The organism is Bacillus sp. A015 (assembly GCF_053851875.1).
The window spans coordinates 156,650-172,958 of record NZ_JBSPZB010000007.1 but is presented as its reverse complement, the minus strand read 5'-3'; the positions used below and the strand labels follow the sequence as shown (position 1 = coordinate 172,958).

At 41.0% G+C, this 16,309-nt stretch carries 17 protein-coding genes and 1 pseudogene; 3 read left to right on the top strand and 15 right to left on the bottom strand.

The window, feature by feature from the left end; translation table 11 throughout:
* Positions 1-738 (top strand): annotated as a pseudogene (locus tag ACSLGF_RS08915) (transposase); the annotation flags it as partial.
* A gap of 106 nt (positions 739-844) precedes the next feature.
* On the opposite strand, the gene ACSLGF_RS08910 reads toward ACSLGF_RS08915, so the two are convergent.
* Entirely contained in the window at positions 845-2,464 is a 1,620-nt protein-coding gene (locus tag ACSLGF_RS08910) for an ABC-F family ATP-binding cassette domain-containing protein (protein WP_034324367.1), read from the bottom strand.
* Positions 2,465-2,607: 143 nt separating this feature from the next.
* Between ACSLGF_RS08910 and ACSLGF_RS08905 the strand changes: the two genes are divergently transcribed.
* Positions 2,608-2,883, top strand: a complete 276-nt coding sequence (locus ACSLGF_RS08905; protein WP_034324370.1) for a hypothetical protein — start codon at positions 2,608-2,610, stop codon at positions 2,881-2,883.
* 64 nt (positions 2,884-2,947) lie between these two features.
* Here the strand turns inward: ACSLGF_RS08905 and lepB are convergent, their stop codons facing one another.
* From lepB to ACSLGF_RS08865, 8 genes are all read right to left on the bottom strand, one after another.
* Positions 2,948-3,520 (bottom strand): signal peptidase I, encoded by a 573-nt coding sequence (lepB, locus tag ACSLGF_RS08900; protein ID WP_456004487.1) that lies wholly within the window; start codon positions 3,518-3,520, stop codon positions 2,948-2,950.
* A gap of 211 nt (positions 3,521-3,731) precedes the next feature.
* Positions 3,732-5,624, bottom strand: coding sequence for a PTS fructose transporter subunit IIABC (locus tag ACSLGF_RS08895; protein WP_456004474.1), 1,893 nt, complete (start codon positions 5,622-5,624; stop codon positions 3,732-3,734).
* A gap of 13 nt (positions 5,625-5,637) precedes the next feature.
* Positions 5,638-6,549, bottom strand: a complete 912-nt coding sequence (gene pfkB, locus ACSLGF_RS08890; protein ID WP_456004471.1) for a 1-phosphofructokinase — start codon at positions 6,547-6,549, stop codon at positions 5,638-5,640.
* Complete coding sequence (locus ACSLGF_RS08885) at positions 6,546-7,301, bottom strand: DeoR/GlpR family DNA-binding transcription regulator (protein ID WP_456004468.1); 756 nt, start codon at positions 7,299-7,301, stop codon at positions 6,546-6,548. The genes pfkB and ACSLGF_RS08885 overlap by 4 nt, the downstream gene beginning before the upstream one ends.
* Before the next feature lie 310 nt (positions 7,302-7,611).
* Complete coding sequence (locus ACSLGF_RS08880; RefSeq protein ID WP_456004466.1) at positions 7,612-8,805, bottom strand: ABC transporter permease; 1,194 nt, start codon at positions 8,803-8,805, stop codon at positions 7,612-7,614.
* A complete protein-coding gene (locus tag ACSLGF_RS08875; RefSeq protein WP_456004463.1) occupies positions 8,792-9,493 on the bottom strand; it encodes an ABC transporter ATP-binding protein in 702 nt (233 codons plus the stop codon). The genes ACSLGF_RS08880 and ACSLGF_RS08875 overlap by 14 nt, the downstream gene beginning before the upstream one ends.
* Positions 9,490-10,596, bottom strand: coding sequence for an efflux RND transporter periplasmic adaptor subunit (locus tag ACSLGF_RS08870; RefSeq protein ID WP_456004460.1), 1,107 nt, complete (start codon positions 10,594-10,596; stop codon positions 9,490-9,492). The genes ACSLGF_RS08875 and ACSLGF_RS08870 overlap by 4 nt, the downstream gene beginning before the upstream one ends.
* Before the next feature lie 9 nt (positions 10,597-10,605).
* Positions 10,606-11,232 (bottom strand): YIP1 family protein, encoded by a 627-nt coding sequence (locus tag ACSLGF_RS08865; protein ID WP_456004457.1) that lies wholly within the window; start codon positions 11,230-11,232, stop codon positions 10,606-10,608.
* 516 nt (positions 11,233-11,748) lie between these two features.
* Between ACSLGF_RS08865 and ACSLGF_RS08860 the strand changes: the two genes are divergently transcribed.
* Positions 11,749-12,126, top strand: a complete 378-nt coding sequence (locus ACSLGF_RS08860; RefSeq protein ID WP_191096610.1) for a Rok-like winged helix domain-containing protein — start codon at positions 11,749-11,751, stop codon at positions 12,124-12,126.
* Positions 12,127-12,173: 47 nt separating this feature from the next.
* On the opposite strand, the gene moaD is transcribed toward ACSLGF_RS08860, so the two are convergent.
* From moaD to ACSLGF_RS08830, 6 genes are read right to left on the bottom strand one after another with little or no spacing between them, the layout of a single operon-like run.
* Positions 12,174-12,407, bottom strand: a complete 234-nt coding sequence (moaD, locus tag ACSLGF_RS08855; RefSeq protein ID WP_034324389.1) for a molybdopterin converting factor subunit 1 — start codon at positions 12,405-12,407, stop codon at positions 12,174-12,176.
* On the bottom strand, positions 12,400-12,891 hold the full coding sequence (locus ACSLGF_RS08850; protein ID WP_456004455.1) for a molybdenum cofactor biosynthesis protein MoaE: 492 nt from the start codon (positions 12,889-12,891) through the stop codon (positions 12,400-12,402). Before ACSLGF_RS08850 ends, moaD begins: the two co-directional genes overlap by 8 nt.
* The gene (gene mobB, locus ACSLGF_RS08845; RefSeq protein WP_456004453.1) at positions 12,888-13,412 is read right to left on the bottom strand and encodes a molybdopterin-guanine dinucleotide biosynthesis protein B; all 525 of its coding nucleotides are present in this window, start codon (positions 13,410-13,412) and stop codon (positions 12,888-12,890) included. The genes ACSLGF_RS08850 and mobB overlap by 4 nt, the downstream gene beginning before the upstream one ends.
* The gene (locus ACSLGF_RS08840; protein WP_456004450.1) at positions 13,394-14,671 is read right to left on the bottom strand and encodes a molybdopterin molybdotransferase MoeA; all 1,278 of its coding nucleotides are present in this window, start codon (positions 14,669-14,671) and stop codon (positions 13,394-13,396) included. Before ACSLGF_RS08840 ends, mobB begins: the two co-directional genes overlap by 19 nt.
* Before the next feature lie 9 nt (positions 14,672-14,680).
* Positions 14,681-15,697: a thiazole biosynthesis adenylyltransferase ThiF gene (locus ACSLGF_RS08835; protein ID WP_456004447.1), complete on the bottom strand. Its 1,017-nt coding sequence runs from the start codon at positions 15,695-15,697 to the stop codon at positions 14,681-14,683.
* 29 nt (positions 15,698-15,726) lie between these two features.
* Positions 15,727-16,308: a molybdenum cofactor guanylyltransferase gene (locus ACSLGF_RS08830; RefSeq protein WP_456004444.1), complete on the bottom strand. Its 582-nt coding sequence runs from the start codon at positions 16,306-16,308 to the stop codon at positions 15,727-15,729.
* Position 16,309 lies beyond the last annotated feature (1 nt).

Below are 16,309 nucleotides of genomic sequence, written 5' to 3'. Positions count from 1 at the left end.
GACGGACCCAGAGAGTGGCTATTATGTAAAGGATGAACGTGAAAAGTCATTTGCTTATTCATTTCATACAGCTTGTGATTCAAAAGGATTTATTTTAGGGTCACTGGTCACAGGTGGAAATGTTCATGATAGTCGTATGTTGGATTCACTCGTATCAAAGGTGACAGAGAAAGTCGGAAAACCAAATGTAGTCGCAGTAGATGCTGGATATAAAACACCTTACATTGCTAAGTTTTTAATGGATCAAGAGATAAGACCTGTCATGCCTTATACTCGTCCGAGAACAAAAGCTGGTTACTTAAAAAAGAATGAATACGTGTATGACGAACATTTTGAGTGTTACATTTGCCCAAACGGGCAAATCCTCTCTTATCGTACAACGACTAGAGAGGGATATAAGCAGTATGCGTCCGATTCAGAGGTATAGTAAGTCCTGCTCGTTGTTAGAGAACTGTACACAAAGTCAAAATCACACCAAACAGATTCACCGACATATTTGGCAGGACTACCTAGATGAAGCAGACCATCTGAGACACACTCAAATGAATAAGAACATCTATGCAAAACGGAAAGAAACGATTGAACGCGTTTTTGCGGATGCAAAAGAAAAGCATGGTATGCGATGGACGAAACTTCGAGGACTGAAAAAAGTTTCGATGCAGGCGATGCTTACTTTCGCTGCCATGAATCTCAAAAAAACTAGCAAACTGGACATGGAAAGGACCATGTCCAGCGTAAGCCAACTGATATATTTTATCAAAATAAGTGAAAACCCCACTTTTACTTCAAGTAAAGGTGGGGTTTGTCTACGGTCTGAGACATCCATGTGGATGTCTTTTCTTATTTACGCATAAAGCTCGTTGAGTCTCTTTTGAATGTCTTGATCTGCTAAAAACTCATCATATGTTGTTTGTTTATCAACAATGCCATTTGGCGTCACTTCGATCATACGGTTTGCAACTGTTTCAACAAACTGATGGTCATGAGATGAGAAGAGCATAGCCCCTTTAAAGCTCATTAAGCCGTTATTCAGCGCTGTAATGGATTCTAGGTCTAAATGGTTCGTCGGCTCATCTAACAGCAGAATATTCGCTCCAGACAGCATCATTTTTGATAACATACAACGAACCTTTTCTCCTCCTGATAAGACACTTGCTTTTTTCTTTACTTCTTCTCCAGAGAAAAGCATACGTCCTAAGAAACCACGCAAGAAGCTTTCGCTTTGATCATTAGGCGAATATTGACGCAGCCAATCCACAAGATCTAAGTCGCTTCCTTCAAAGTATTCACTATTGTCTTTCGGGAAAAAGGCTTGAGACGTTGTGACGCCCCATTTAAACGTCCCGCTGTCTGGCTCCATCTCACCAGCAAGGATTTTAAATAAAGTGGACACAGCAAGCTCATTACGGCTTAAGAACGCAATTTTATCTTCACGGTTCATAATAAAGCTGACGTTATCAAGTACTTTCACGCCGTCAATCGTTTTTGATAGACCTTCTACTTGAAGGACATCATTTCCAATTTCACGCTCTGGCGCAAAATGAACATACGGATATTTACGAGACGATGGCTTAATGTCATCTAGAGATATCTTATCAAGCAATTTCTTTCTTGATGTCGCTTGCTTCGATTTAGAAGCGTTCGCACTGAACCGGGCAACGAACTCTTGAAGCTGCTTAATTTGTTCTTCTTTTTTCTTATTTGCATCTTGGCTTAGTTTGAGTGCCAACTGGCTGGATTCATACCAAAAATCATAGTTACCGACATATACTTGGATTTTTCCAAAGTCAAGGTCCGCAATATGAGTACACACTTTGTTTAAGAAGTGACGATCATGCGATACGACGATAACGGTATTTTCAAAGTTAATTAAGAATTCTTCCAGCCACTGAATCGCTTGTAAGTCCAAGTGGTTCGTTGGCTCATCAAGAAGAAGAACGTCAGGTTTACCGAATAAAGCTTGGGCTAGTAATACTTTGACCTTTTCAGAACCGCCAAGCTCAGACATTTTCTTTGATTGAAGGCTCTCTGGAATGCCAAGACCTTTTAATAGGATCGCTGCTTCACTTTCTGCTTCCCAGCCGTTTAACTCAGCGAACTCACCTTCAAGCTCCGCTGCACGAATCCCGTCTTCATCTGAGAAATCAGGTTTCATATAGATCGCATCTTTTTCCTGCATCACATCATATAGACGTTTATGACCCATGATGACGACCTTTAACACTTCAAACTCTTCGTATTCAAAGTGGTTCTGTTTTAAAATCGCTAAACGTTCACCAGGGCTCATATGAACATCGCCAGTTTGAGCATCAATTTCTCCAGAAAGAATCTTTAGGAACGTTGATTTACCAGCTCCATTGGCACCAATTAGTCCGTAGCAGTTGCCAGGAGTGAACTTAATATTTACTTCTTCAAATAGTTTACGATCAGCAAAGCGCAAACTAACATTATTTACTGCAATCATTTATTAATCCTCCATCACTCATTCATCATTATGAAGTATAACATGAATAACGTTTGATAGAAACGTCTCTCTCTCAGAACAAAGGCTTTTTGTCCATTATGGTATAATAAGTTGGAATGATTTGTTGAAGGAGTTCATGCAATTTGAGATTACTCACACTCATGGAATACTGTTTATTGATTTTCTTTATGGGCATTTATTTATCTGCAACAGGATTTAACGCGAAGGACTTTGGTCTTTATATTGGGCTTGTTCTCATTTACACACTGGTCCACCTCTTTTCCAAACGCTTTTTACAAAAGCGGGGAAAAGAAAATCAAAAGATCGGATTGTTTCGATCCGTTTTAGCCATTACCGGGTCTGTGTTCGCTTCTGTTTTGGCCATTGTGATCATTGTCACGATGCTCACGCCAAATTAAAAACGACCCTTCTTTTAAAGGTCGTCCATTCAAGCACCCTTCTCACGCCTTGAGAAGGGTACTTTTATTGTGTTTGTCGAATGTCGCCAAATGGGAAGAAAACAAATTCTGATGTCCCGACAATACGATCCTTTTCAATGAGTCCGAGTCCATTTCGGCTGTCCATGGAATTAAGTCTGTTGTCACCCATCACAAAGTAATCGTTTTTCGGTACTTTCACCGGACCAAAATCCCCTGTCAAATGCACCTCATACTCTTTCGCATGCACCTTGTTCTCTTTTAAATAAGGCTCATCTACTTTTTTACCATTAATGTAAAGGGTATCATCCTTCATTTCAATCGTGTCTCCTGGAAGGCCGATCAATCGTTTTACATAATGAATTTTCTGACCATCTTTTCCATTTATAATGACGATGTCACCGCGTTTGACACCACCGAGATAGTTAATGGTTTTGTTTACAAACAGCTTTTCCCCGTCATGAAGGGTTGGGTCCATTGACTCTCCTTCCACCACATACGGCTCAAATATGAACGTACGGATGAGAAAGACAAGTACAAGTGCAATCAAAATGGCTTTGATCCATTCAAACAGTGAACTTTTCTTCTCTGTTTTGGCTTGCTTCGCATCAGATTGAATGTCATTTTCGTTTTGTTTGTTTTCTTCGTTCAAAATACTGCTTCCTCCTAAGGCTTTCTGCTAAAAGACTTGAAACGTGAATTGAATAACTTTACTTTATCACATGTCAATTAAAAATTCACAAGACAACCATCTTTTTAGCTATTTTTTCCTAAATTGTTGATCATTAAACAAAAAGAAGCACCGCTCTTCACGATGCTTCTCTTCTGAATTACGCTTCTTGTTTGACTGGTTTTTTCAAAATACCAAGTAAAAGCGCTGTGACAACAGCACCGATTAAGATGCTGATGATATAAAGAACTGGATGATTTGTTACCCAGAAAACGAATAGTCCGCCGTGCGGTGCAGGAAGCGTGACTCTAAAGAATTCCGTTAATCCGCCAGCAACTGCTGCACCAACGACGGCTGAAGGAATCACGCGCAGAGGATCTGCCGCTGCAAACGGGATCGCCCCTTCGGTGATGAAAGCGGCCCCCATGAAGTAGCATGTAATACCTGCTTCACGGTCACGTTTTGAGAATTTATTTCTAAAGATCGTTGTCGCAAGAGCAATACCTAGTGGTGGAACCATTCCGCCTGCCATAATAGCAGCATGCGGTGCATAGTTGCCAGCAGCAATCATAGCAAGACCAAATGTGTAAGCCGCTTTGTTAATTGGGCCACCCATATCAATCGCCATCATACCAGCTAAAATAATGCCCATTAGTACAAGGTTTCCAGTACCTAGTGATTCAAGCCAGTGTGTTAATCCGTCCATCACCATTTTAACTGGCGTGTTGACAATATAATGCATGATAATGCCTGTAAAGAAAATACCGAACAATGGATACAGCAGAACAGGTTTAATGCCATCGAGCGACTGCGGTACGATTGTGAATACTTTTTTCAAGAGCACCACGATGTAACCAGCAAGGAAACCAGCAATTAATCCGCCTAAGAATCCTGCACCTGCGGCTGAGGCCATAAATCCACCGACCATACCTGGCGCAAAACCAGGACGGTCTGCAATACTCATGGCGATAAATCCAGCTAATACAGCAACGATTAAGGCAAGCGCATTATCTCCGCCAATTCCTTTTAATACAGCTGCAAATGAATTGAAGGAAGGGTCATTAGGATCCGCCGACTTAATACCCCAGAAGAATGAAATCGCAACGAGGATACCGCCTCCGACAACAAATGGAAGCATGTTACTTACACCGCTCATTAAGTGCTTATAAAATCCACTTCTTCCGCTGCCTGATGATTCATTTTCGTCTTTTGAAGAACCTCCGCCTGAGCCTTTATAAATCGGTGCATCTTGATTGATTGCTTTTTCGATCAATTCCTGCGGGCGGCGAATTCCAGCTGTCACAGGTACTTCAATGACATGTTTGCCTTTAAAGCGTTCCATTTCAACTTGCTTGTCCGCTGCCACAATGATGGCTGGTGCTTCTTCAATTTCTTTTGCTGTAAGGGCATGTTTAATACCACTAGAGCCGTTTGTCTCAACTTTAATGTCAACGCCCATTTCTTTTGCTTTTTCTTTCAAAGCATCTGCCGCCATAAATGTATGCGCAATACCTGTCGGGCAAGCTGTTACCGCTAATATCTTAGCAGGTTTTCCTGATGCAGCCGGTTCTTCTGTAACTTCCTCTTCTTCTTCATCGTCTTGATCATGCGTATTAATGATGTCGATGATTTCATCTTCAGTAGCCGCTTCAAGCAGCTGCTTTCGGATTTCTTCACGCATGAGAAGTGTTGATAAACGAGAAAGTGCTTCTAAATGCGTGTTGTTTGCGCCTTCAGTTGCTGCAATCATAAAGACTAGATGACTTGGCTGTCCGTCTAGTGATTCATAGTCTACACCAGCAGTCGAGCGGCCAAATGCAATGGCAGGTTCTTTCACACTTGATGTTTTAGCGTGCGGGATCGCAATTCCTTCGCCAATACCAGTAGAGCTCTGTTTTTCACGATTGATGACAGCTTCTTTGTAGCCTTCTTTATCATTTAATTTGCCTGCTGTATCTAATACAGTCACCAGCTCTTCAATCACTGTTTCTTTCTGCTGGCTATCTAATTGAAGCTTAATCGTATGCTTCGTGAGTAGTTCTGTAATTTTCATGATGACTCCTCCTTTAAATGCGTGTGACTTTTACTTGTGGTAATAGTGTGTCGACAAGCTCTTTTGTTCCAAGTTCCTCAGAAAACGCTGTAGCGCTTCCTGATGTAACACCAAGCTTAAATGACTCTTCAATGGAAAGACCTTTTGAAATGCCCGCTAAAAATCCTGCAACGACTGAATCTCCTGCACCAACTGAGTTGATGAGCGTGCCCTTCGGAACATTGGACTGATAGATCCCTTCTTTACTGAACAAAAGGGCTCCGTCTCCTGCCATGGATACGATGACATGTTCAGCACCTTGGTCTAACAGCTTTTTCCCATAAGGGATGGCTTCTTCCGCTGATGAAATACTCGTCTCAAACATTTCACCTAACTCATGATGGTTTGGTTTCATTAAGAACGGTTTCATATGTGCTGCTTTTTTTAACGCTTCCCCAGAAATATCAAGGACCACTCTTACACCTTGCTGCTCACAAACTTCAGAAATACGCTCATAAGTGTTATGAGGCAATGAAGAAGGAGTGCTGCCAGCTAATACAACGACATCTCCTTCAGTCAATGAAGTAAATTGGGATAAAAACGACTCAAATTGCGCTTCCGTAATAGTTGGACCGAGTCCGTTGATTTCTGTTTCTTCACCTGTTTTTAGTTTCACATTTATTCGTGTATCTTCTGACACCTCGTGAAAACCTGTTTGTAATTGTTCATTTTGTAAAAAGTTTTGAATATATGTGCCTGTAAATCCGCCAATGAATCCAAGTGCTTTTGATTCAACACCGTGACGTTTTAAAAGCCTTGAGACATTGATTCCTTTACCACCTGGATATTTTTTGTCATAGGTTGAACGATTTAAATCGCCGACAGCAAAATCCTCCACGTGTACGATGTAATCAACTGATGGGTTTAAAGTAACTGTATAAATCATGTTTTCACTACCTTTATAACCGTTTTTTCATGGTAATTATCGAATGAATCCTCTTTTGCATCGTTTGTGATAATGGTCGCTTCCTGTAAACTAGCAAAGGCTGAAAACGATATTTCGCCAAACTTTGAGGCATCTGATAAGATATAGGTTTTTTTCGCCTGCTTCATGGCTCTTTTTTTCATGAGCGCTTCCTCTGGATCAGGTGTTGTAAACCCCGCCTCAAGATGAATACCGTTCGTCCCAACAAAGCTTTTGTCAAAACGGTAATTTTCCATCGCTGTCAAAGCTGCGGCCCCCACCATGGCTCCTGTTCGATGTTTCACCGATCCGCCTATCAGGTAAAAAGAAATGCCTTTTCTCATGAGTGCTTCAATGTGCATGACACCGTTTGTCACCACAACAATATCTTGATCTGGATCGATATATTCAATCATTTGCTGTGTCGTCGTACCAGCATCTAAATAAATGCAATCGCCTTGTTTTAAAAGAGATGCAGCTGCCTGTGCAACCAATGACTTTTCTTGAAGGTTTTTGGCAGATTTCTCATATACATCTGGTTCAAGACGGATACTTGATATCTTGGCTGCTCCCCCATGAACTCTTTTGAGGAAGCCTTTTTCTTCAAGGGCTGATAAATCTCTTCTAATTGTAGATTCAGAAGCATCCGTCATAATCGTTAAGTCCTGTATTTTGATGACATCATTTTCTTCTAAGTAATCGATAATGAGTTGATGTCTTTCTGGTGTCAACATGAAAACACCCCCTTTTGAAAACGTATTCATTTTGCGTGCACCTTTATTGTAATCGCTTTTTTCAACATTATCAATACAAAACAATCAAATACATTCAATAACTATCAGAATCTTTCACCATGGTCATCTTACCTTTATATGTACCATTTGTAAACTGAAAAATATGTGACATTAAGATGAAAGTCATGATATTAGCATTTCTATCATTTTTCATTTCATTCAATGGAACTAAAAAAAGCTTTTATGCGATTTGCATAAAAGCTTCAGATGGTGAAGTCACACTATTTTGCTGCTCTTTTTCTTCTCAGTATTATTCATACCTGAGCGATTCAATAGGATCAAGTCTTGCTGCTTTATTCGCAGGGATTAACCCAAAAATAATCCCAATGAGCATACTAAACAGTACACCTCCACACACCACTTGCCACGACACAAGAGACGGCCAGCCGGCAAATAGTGACACTAGTGAGGCACCGCCTAGGCCAAGTGCGATCCCCATCAATCCGCCGATGAGTGTTAAAACGACAGACTCGATTAAAAACTGAACGAGTATTTGAGCCCTGGTTGCCCCAAGCGCCTTTCGAATACCGATTTCCCTTGTCCTCTCTGTCACAGAAACGAGCATAATATTCATGACACCGATGCCACCGACAAGTAAGGAGATACCGGCAATTGAGCCAATGATCGTTGTCATAACAGACGTAATTTGACCGATGCCTGCAGCTATTTCTTCCATATTGATCATTTCGTAAGCGTCTTCTGTATGGTGATTTTCATTTAATAAAGCAGCGGCGTTTTTTCCTACTTCCTTCATTTGGTCAGCATGCGCTACTTGAATAGACAACTTATCATATTCATTTAAACCAAATGTTGAGGTGAGCATCGCAAATGGGACATATATTTCATTCATATCAAATGAAAACATTCCTTCCTGTTTTGCTAAAACACCGATGACTTCAACAGGCTGTCCGTTCATCCAAATCATCTCACCTAATGCCTTTTGTCCATTAAACAGTTCTTTTTTTACACCTTCTGAGATGATAGCTGCTCTTCTGCCGCTTCTAAAGTCAATATCTCTTAAATCCTGTCCTTCTGCTATTTGTAGTGAATGTACATTCATATAACCTTCATTCATACCGTTAACTGTAGCATCAACTGTCGTATCTTGAAATCTCAATTGCATTCCTTGTGCAGTCGAGGAGGCGACCTGTTTCACCCCATTGATTGTCTTAATGCTTTGTATGTCTTCTTCAGTAAATGCAGCTTCGAATAAGGCATTTGGATTCGCATTTAACTCTTCATCAGAAGGCGTATACGTCATATCAATGGTATTGTTTGGCCCTGAAATCGATTCTTTCAACATTTGCTCACCGCCTTGACCGATGGCAACGACTGCAATCACCGACCCAACACCAATAATAATCCCAAGCATCGTTAAAATAGAACGTAATTTATGAGCTAAAACAGAATTCAGCGCTATTTTGATATTTTCAAAGAGTTTCATTCATAGCGTCCCCTTGCTTCCAACTATCTTCAACAAGGCGGCCATCTCTCACAACGACCGTCCGGTTTGTATATGCAGCTATTTCTTCTTCATGAGTCACAAGCACAATCGTTGTCCCTTCCTCATTCAGCTGTGTAAACTGTTTCATAATCGAGAAGCTTGTTTTTGAGTCAAGAGCGCCTGTCGGTTCATCCGCTAAGATAAGCTGAGGCTCATTGACAATCGCACGTGCAATCGCCACCCTTTGCTTTTGACCTCCTGACAACTCACTTGGCATATGTTTCATTCGATCCGCCAAACCAACCTTTTGAAGTGCAATTTCCGCACGTTCTTTTCTTTCCTTTTGACCGATACCAGCGTAAATCATCGGGAGTTCAACATTTCGCCTCGCATTTAATCTAGGCAGCAAATGAAATTGCTGAAAAACAAACCCAATGGATTGATTTCGAATCACTGCGAGCTCTTGATCCTTTGCTGCTGACAGCTCTGTTCCTTGAAAATGATATTGTCCTGAGGTTGGGCGGTCTAAACAGCCGATGATATTCATTAACGTCGACTTCCCAGAGCCGGACGGCCCCATAATCGACATATACTCGCCCTTTTCAATGACAAGGTCAATCTCACTTAATACATCAAATGTTTCTTGTGCGACCTCATAGCTTTTTGTCACGTTTGAAAGCTGAATCATTCAGCATTCACTTCCATTCCGTCATACATGTCATCAGATGGATTTGCAATGATTTGATCGTCTGTTGTTAAACCTTTTGTCACTTCAAGAACATGACCTGACGTTTTCCCCAGGCCCACTTTTACTTTTTTCAGTACATTCTTCTTAACAACATAAACGTATTGTCCATCATTCTCTTTTTTCACTGCTGTTTCAGGAATCGTTTGCGCTTGGCGCTTGTCTGTTTCAATTTCCATGATCATTTTAAAGCCTGGTTTTGCCTCAGGTTTTTTTCCCTTTATTTCAATTTCAACTGGATATTGAACAGTTTGATTGCCATCAGTTGTTTCGGATGCTGCCCGGGCAGGAACAGCCCCCACTTTTTTCACGACTCCTTGCCAGCTTTTTCCGCGAATGACATCAGATGTTACCTTTACTTTTTGTTTCTTTTTGATTTTTATGGCATCATACTCAGAGATCAAACCTCGCACGATCATTTTTTTCTCATTGCCAATATGGATGATCGGCTGTCTCTCTTCTAGCTTCCCTGCTCCTGCCTCTTGCTCAATGGTTATGACTGTTCCTTCAATTTTACTATGTATCGTTAAATCTTCTAATTGTGCTTTTACTTTTTCTTGGTTAAGCTCAGCTTGTTTTTGCTCTAATTCAGCTGCTTTCAGTTCTAATTCAAGCTGATCTCGCTCGTTTTTGGAATTGGAGCCAGATTCACCTGCTTGTTTTTGATCTAATTCACTGAGCCTATTTTGCAGTTGTTCGCGTTTTAGTGTACTTGATTCAGCCGCTAGTGCTTGCTGCTGCTCTTCAAGCTCCAGTTCCTTATTTTCATATGTAAGGAGCGGCGTTCCAGCCTTTACCTTTTCACCTTCTTTAACAGCAATTTCATTTAGTTTTCCCTTTTCCTCTTCTACATAAATGAATTGCTCTTCAGAGAATGAAAGTGTCCCAGGTGTCATCACAGTAGATGTTATTTCTTTTGGCGTGAGTTTGAGTGTTTTAAATGCTGCTGTAGAAGCAGGCTTTGATTGATTTTTCGCAATGTTAAATCCAATAAATAGACCAATCACAATGATAAAAATTGATCCGATGATGATTTTCTTTCTCATAAAGACATTCTACCCCCAGCTTACTGACATGTTGATTGTGGTTCCTACATATTGAAAAATGAAAGATAGTACATAAAAGACTCCTATCATCATCCAAGAAATTCTCGGTGAGATACGGCCGACTTGGATCAATAAAAAGCCTGTTAAAACAAGATTCCAGATCACAAATAGATCGATATTGGCTAACACAGCATGCCATGGACCAGAGATTTGAATCAATGCGTTTAATGATGTAACAGTGATATCTTTTGGAACATAGAAAAGGATGACCGCCAAATGAGAAATAATCGTTCCAATGATCGTAATGGGTGTAATAAACAGTACCGCTGAAAACAGCTGCTGAAACGAAGCATCACCTTTTGCTAAAAATACGATGAACCTATATATGGCAGCATTGATGACAATTCCAAGTATTAGACCAATGAGTGTGACCACATAAACAGCGGGTATCGGCAAACTTAAATCTGCCCACATTCCTGCATTCACCAGCTCAGACAAATAAGTGATAATGACTGTTAAAACAAGCACACAGCATAAAGGCCACCAAACGATCGGATGTTCCCACACTCTTTTCAGATGCTCTGTTGGTCTTATGCTTACTCCTATGATCGTGGGCTTTTGCATTTCTTCTTTCAACAAATGTCATCCTCTCTATGTCAGGCAAGTATGAAACGCACATTCACGCTCTTGTTCTTTCTATTTTATCAAAAGATTGCCAATAAGTAATAGAACATTTGATTTTCTTATTTTCATAGAGGAAGGACTATTTCTATTATTCTATTTTCACGAACGACATCCTCCAAATGACACCATGACCAGACGATATTCATATCAAAAAACACTGATTTTACTTACCTAAAAACATTTTATCAAAAAACAACATGCCTATCGGAATAAATATCCTTTTCCTTTGAATTCAGATGGTCTCAGTTAGACACACCAATTTTTTGTTAAAATAATCCTAGTAATTTCGACAAATCCCGGCTTTATAGGACTATGATTGGTTTCTTTTACAGAACAAAAGAGACTTTAGTACCAATACTTTCATATTAAAAAATTAAAATTAAAAGGATTTTACTTGATCAAACGTTATTTTTTCATATAATGTAAAATAGAGGTAGGTTAAATGATAGTGGAAATGGAGTCAAGTGAATGTTAAGAGAAAAATTGAAAATGCAATTGATTTTACTTTATGAAAAGGAACAAGAAGCATGGCAATACTTTCGAAAGGAAAGAGAATTGATTTATCATGAGCTCAAATTACTTGATATGAAAGAAAGCAGACCCTCTAATGACAAAATATACTACGCTGCAAGATGTGTAGATATTATTAAAGAGAAAAAGGGAAGCATTGTGAGCACAAAAGAATTAAAAGAACAGCTTCAAGCCCAAACAGATTTCAATGTGAGACGAATCAGCGAATTGTATGATCTCATCCAGCAGCTCGACCCTCACATTTCTAAAGCACGAAGGGGATGTTTTATTTACGAAGATCATACCCAAGTACCTCTACAAGCTTTTCACACATAAAAAAATTGGTTACAGCCGCTGGCCATAACCAAATCCTCTAATATCTATTATCCACCACTTACAGGAGGAATGAGTGCAACAGTGTCCCCGCTACGCACTTCAGCATTTTCCCTCGTATATATTTCGTTGACTGCAACCATCACATTTTGTGCAGCATCAACACCATATACCTCCTGTAGTTCTATTTTAATCTCATCAACCGTTGTTTTATCTTTTTGAATGATAATTTGTTGTTTACCGGCCTTCTCAGCAAGGCCGGCGAACAATAATACGTTAATCATGCCGATCACCTTCTTTTTCGTTCAGTTGAAGATCGCTAGGTTTTCCTTCTGGATAAGAAACCGTTTCAAGCTGATCACCTATCCAGGCCTCTCCGTCTTCCCAGTATTCTTTTTTCCAAATTGGAACGATTTCCTTGATTCGTTCAATGGCATATTCATTGGCTTCGTATGCGGCCTTCCTATGAGGAGACGAAACGGCTATCGCGACAGCAATGTCAGATATCTCAAGTGTCCCAATACGATGTATAATGGCGACTTCGGTATCAGGCCATCGCTTCTTGATTTCTTGTCCAATTTGACTTAGCATGCTTTCGGCCATTGGTATGTATGCTTCATAGGTTAAACGCAATGTTTTTTTGCCATTTGTCCACTCTCTGACCGTCCCGATAAATGTCGTAATAGCTCCTGCCTTTCGTCTTGTCACATGCTGAATCAATTCATTCACATCAATTGGCCCTTTTGTTATTTTAAAAAGTTCATTCAACCAAGGCTGCCCCCCTTCAGTAAGTTAAAAGCACATGTCGCCCCGCGCTTTTCAAAGGCTGAAAACACAGGAAACGAGTAATTTTCGGTTAGTTGAAACGCTTGAGAAAAATAAATGGCTGCTTGTATATTGGAGAGTGTTGAAAGATCGATAAGCTCCTGTTCATTCTTTACGCAAACGATTTTGCGATAAGGCGCCTGTTTGTATCCCTCTATCAGGACGGCGTCTAATGGGAGATGTTCACACATATTGAGCAATTGCTCTAACGTCATGTGCTGCATTGAAAAGTGACATTCACCTTCTCCTTCGACACCTGCGGCAAATGCACCCGCTTGAACATATCGATCGGTATCTTTTTCTTTAAAAAGACGATCTGGTTTCCCTCCATGTCCATGATGTTTAAAGCAGCCTAGCTTAAGCCCCTCATATTCAGCCAGCTGACATAACTTTTCGATCAGTGTGGTCTTGCCGCTATTTTGATAGCCAACCACCTGTAATATGCTTAATTTGGCATCCAGCATGGAGAGCCACCACCTTCGTGCTGAAACAGCAGAGCATTGACCTGATCACCTGCTTGAAAACCTCTTGTTCCCCCAGGCAAAACGATGAAACAGTTGGCATCAGCAATAGAAGTTACCGCACTTGATTTATCAAGACCAGTTGGCGTCACACTCAGCTGGCTGCCAGTGAATTGAAGTGCTGCTCTGACAAATCGAGTAAAAGGATTGGCCTTTGGAAAATCATGTGTCAGCTTCGCCAAAGCAAAAGAAGGATATGGATTTTCTTTCAAGCACCATCTATAGATGATCGGTTTCACAAATAATTCAAATCCAACAAAACAGGCAGCTGGATTTCCTGACAGCCCAAACAGCAATTGACCATTTGGCAACGCAGCAACAGTCGTCACACTTCCCGGTCTCATGGCCACTTTATTAAACAAAACCTCCGCACCTAGCTTTCCATAAATAGCAGGCAGAAAGTCAAAATCACCCACTGACACACCGCCTGTTGTGATGAGCATGTCTACCTTGTTCAAGGCTGCTTTTACTGCATGATAGCTTTGATCGAAATCATCGGATACACCACCTAAATCAAGCGGCTCTCCTCCGGCTTCAAGAATCTGCGCGAAGACCATACTGAGATTACTGTTTCTAATTTTGCCGTCCATCATTGCATCACTTACCTGAAGAAGCTCTGTGCCTGTTGAGATAATGCCAATGACCGGCTTTTTGACAACTGGCACCACTGCATATCCGAACGTCGCCAGGATGGCAGTAACGCCTGGGGTCACTTTTTTTCCTTTTTTGACCATCACTTTCCCTTTGAGCGTCTCTTCTCCTTGACGAGAAATATTATTTCCCTTTTGAAGCGGCCTTTTTAACGACATAAAAGGTTTCCTGTCTTTTTCGAAGGTTTTTGTGAGTTCGATCATGATGACGACATTTGCTCCATCTGGAATCTTTGCACCTGTCATGATACGAATGGCTTGAAATGGGCCGATGGTTTTTGGTGAGACCATTCCTGCCCCAATATGATCAATGACCTCAAATTCAATCGGATGCTCGCTTGATGCTTCTTTTGTATCTTCTGCCCGAAGTGCAAAACCATCATACGGAGATCGATCAAAGGCAGGAACATCATGGTCTGCCACAATATCCTCTGCAATGAACCTCCCAAGGCTATTCTTTAAAGGGACCCATTCTACTTCTCCATGCTTTTGATATTGGTTGACTTTCTTCATGGCCTCTTCTACTGGAATTGGCTGTCGTCTTTCCATCACGTCTCACTCCTATACGCCTAGCAGTCTTGCTAGTAATGAATTTGCTACTTTTTCATCATTTGTCCCATGGATTAATGCACGTCCTCCTTTGAAACAGACAATACGGTATGTTTCATAGCGTACATGGATTAAAAAATCGTTCACTTCCACCTCACAAATAGAGGACAGACGTTCTTTTAAATGCTCAAATGATAGATTCGTTAAATCCTTTGACACGATTTGAACTGTGTCCCGCCCGCAAAGGACCGTCGCTTTTTTACGCTGATCGTGTAAATATGGGTAGGTTCTTTTCGTGCCGCAAGATGGACAGTCCTGCTGCTTAGTACGAGATACATCCATTTTAAACGATGTGGACTGCCATAGATCAAATGTGACAAACTTCCGCTCGATTTGATCTTCATGCCCGGTTAAATATTTTAGTGCTTCTGTTTGCTGATAAGCAGAGACCATTTGAACAGCAGGTGAAATAATCCCCGCTGTATCACACGTCAGACCACCAACAGGCATTGCTGTGAAAACACATGATAAACAAGGCGTTTTATCCGGCAGTATGGTCATATACATCCCCTGACTGCTCACACAGGCGCCATATATCCACGGCGTCTTCGTTTCTAGTGATAAATCATTCATCACCATTCTTGTCTCAAAATTATCTGTCGCATCAATGACGATATCCGCTCTCTGAAATAATGGTCTTAACAGCTCCGCCCCAGCATCTTCAATAAGGGCGTGTATGGTCACTTCATGATTGATCTCTTGGAGACGTTTTTTTGACGCAATCGCTTTTGGCACATGTGCCTTTGCATCATGTTCTGTATAGAGCTGCTGACGCTGTAAATTTGAGAACTCTACATAATCACGATCTATCATTGTCAAAGTGCCGATTCCAGACCGGACAAGCCCTTCAGCAGATGCAGTTCCAAGTGCACCAGCTCCAACGATCAGGACATGACTTTCAGCCAATGCCTGCTGGCCTTTTTCCCCTACCGGAGGGAACAAGATTTGTCTTGAATATCGCTCCTTCAATGCTGTTCTCTCCTCACCGTTTTTATGTATCATATCATACCGTTTTCAGGTAAATCGCTTCTTTTATTGATATTGTGAAATTCGTTTGATGTCACGTTTAGTTCGTCCTCTGGAACAACGCGCACCTTAAGCTTTTGAAGCAAGTCTTTGATCGCTAATTGATTCTCTTTTAAACACGCGTGAATAAACGGAAGACAGCGGCGGTGATAAAGCGCAAACAAAGGTTGTAACCTGCCCTGCACAAGCGGGACAACGACATCTACATGCTCGTTGCAATAGGACGATAATGCCTCGGCTGTCTCTTTTCGTATGAAAGGCATATCACATGCAGTCACCAAATACCAGTCTGCATCTTGCTTTTGCATAGCGGTATATATGCCGGCAAGCGGCCCGCACCCGCGCATCTGTTCATCATCTAACCAGACAGCTTGTTCACCTCTTGCTTTGAAAAAAGGCAAAAGCACTGGATGACTGATGATGATGATTTGTCCATCCAATAGCTGCTTTTTAACATGCTCATACAGTGGTTTCCCTTGGTACACATGACTTGCCTTTGGTTCTCCAAAACGTCTGGAAGCTCCTCCAGCTAATATCACATTCACTACGCTCATC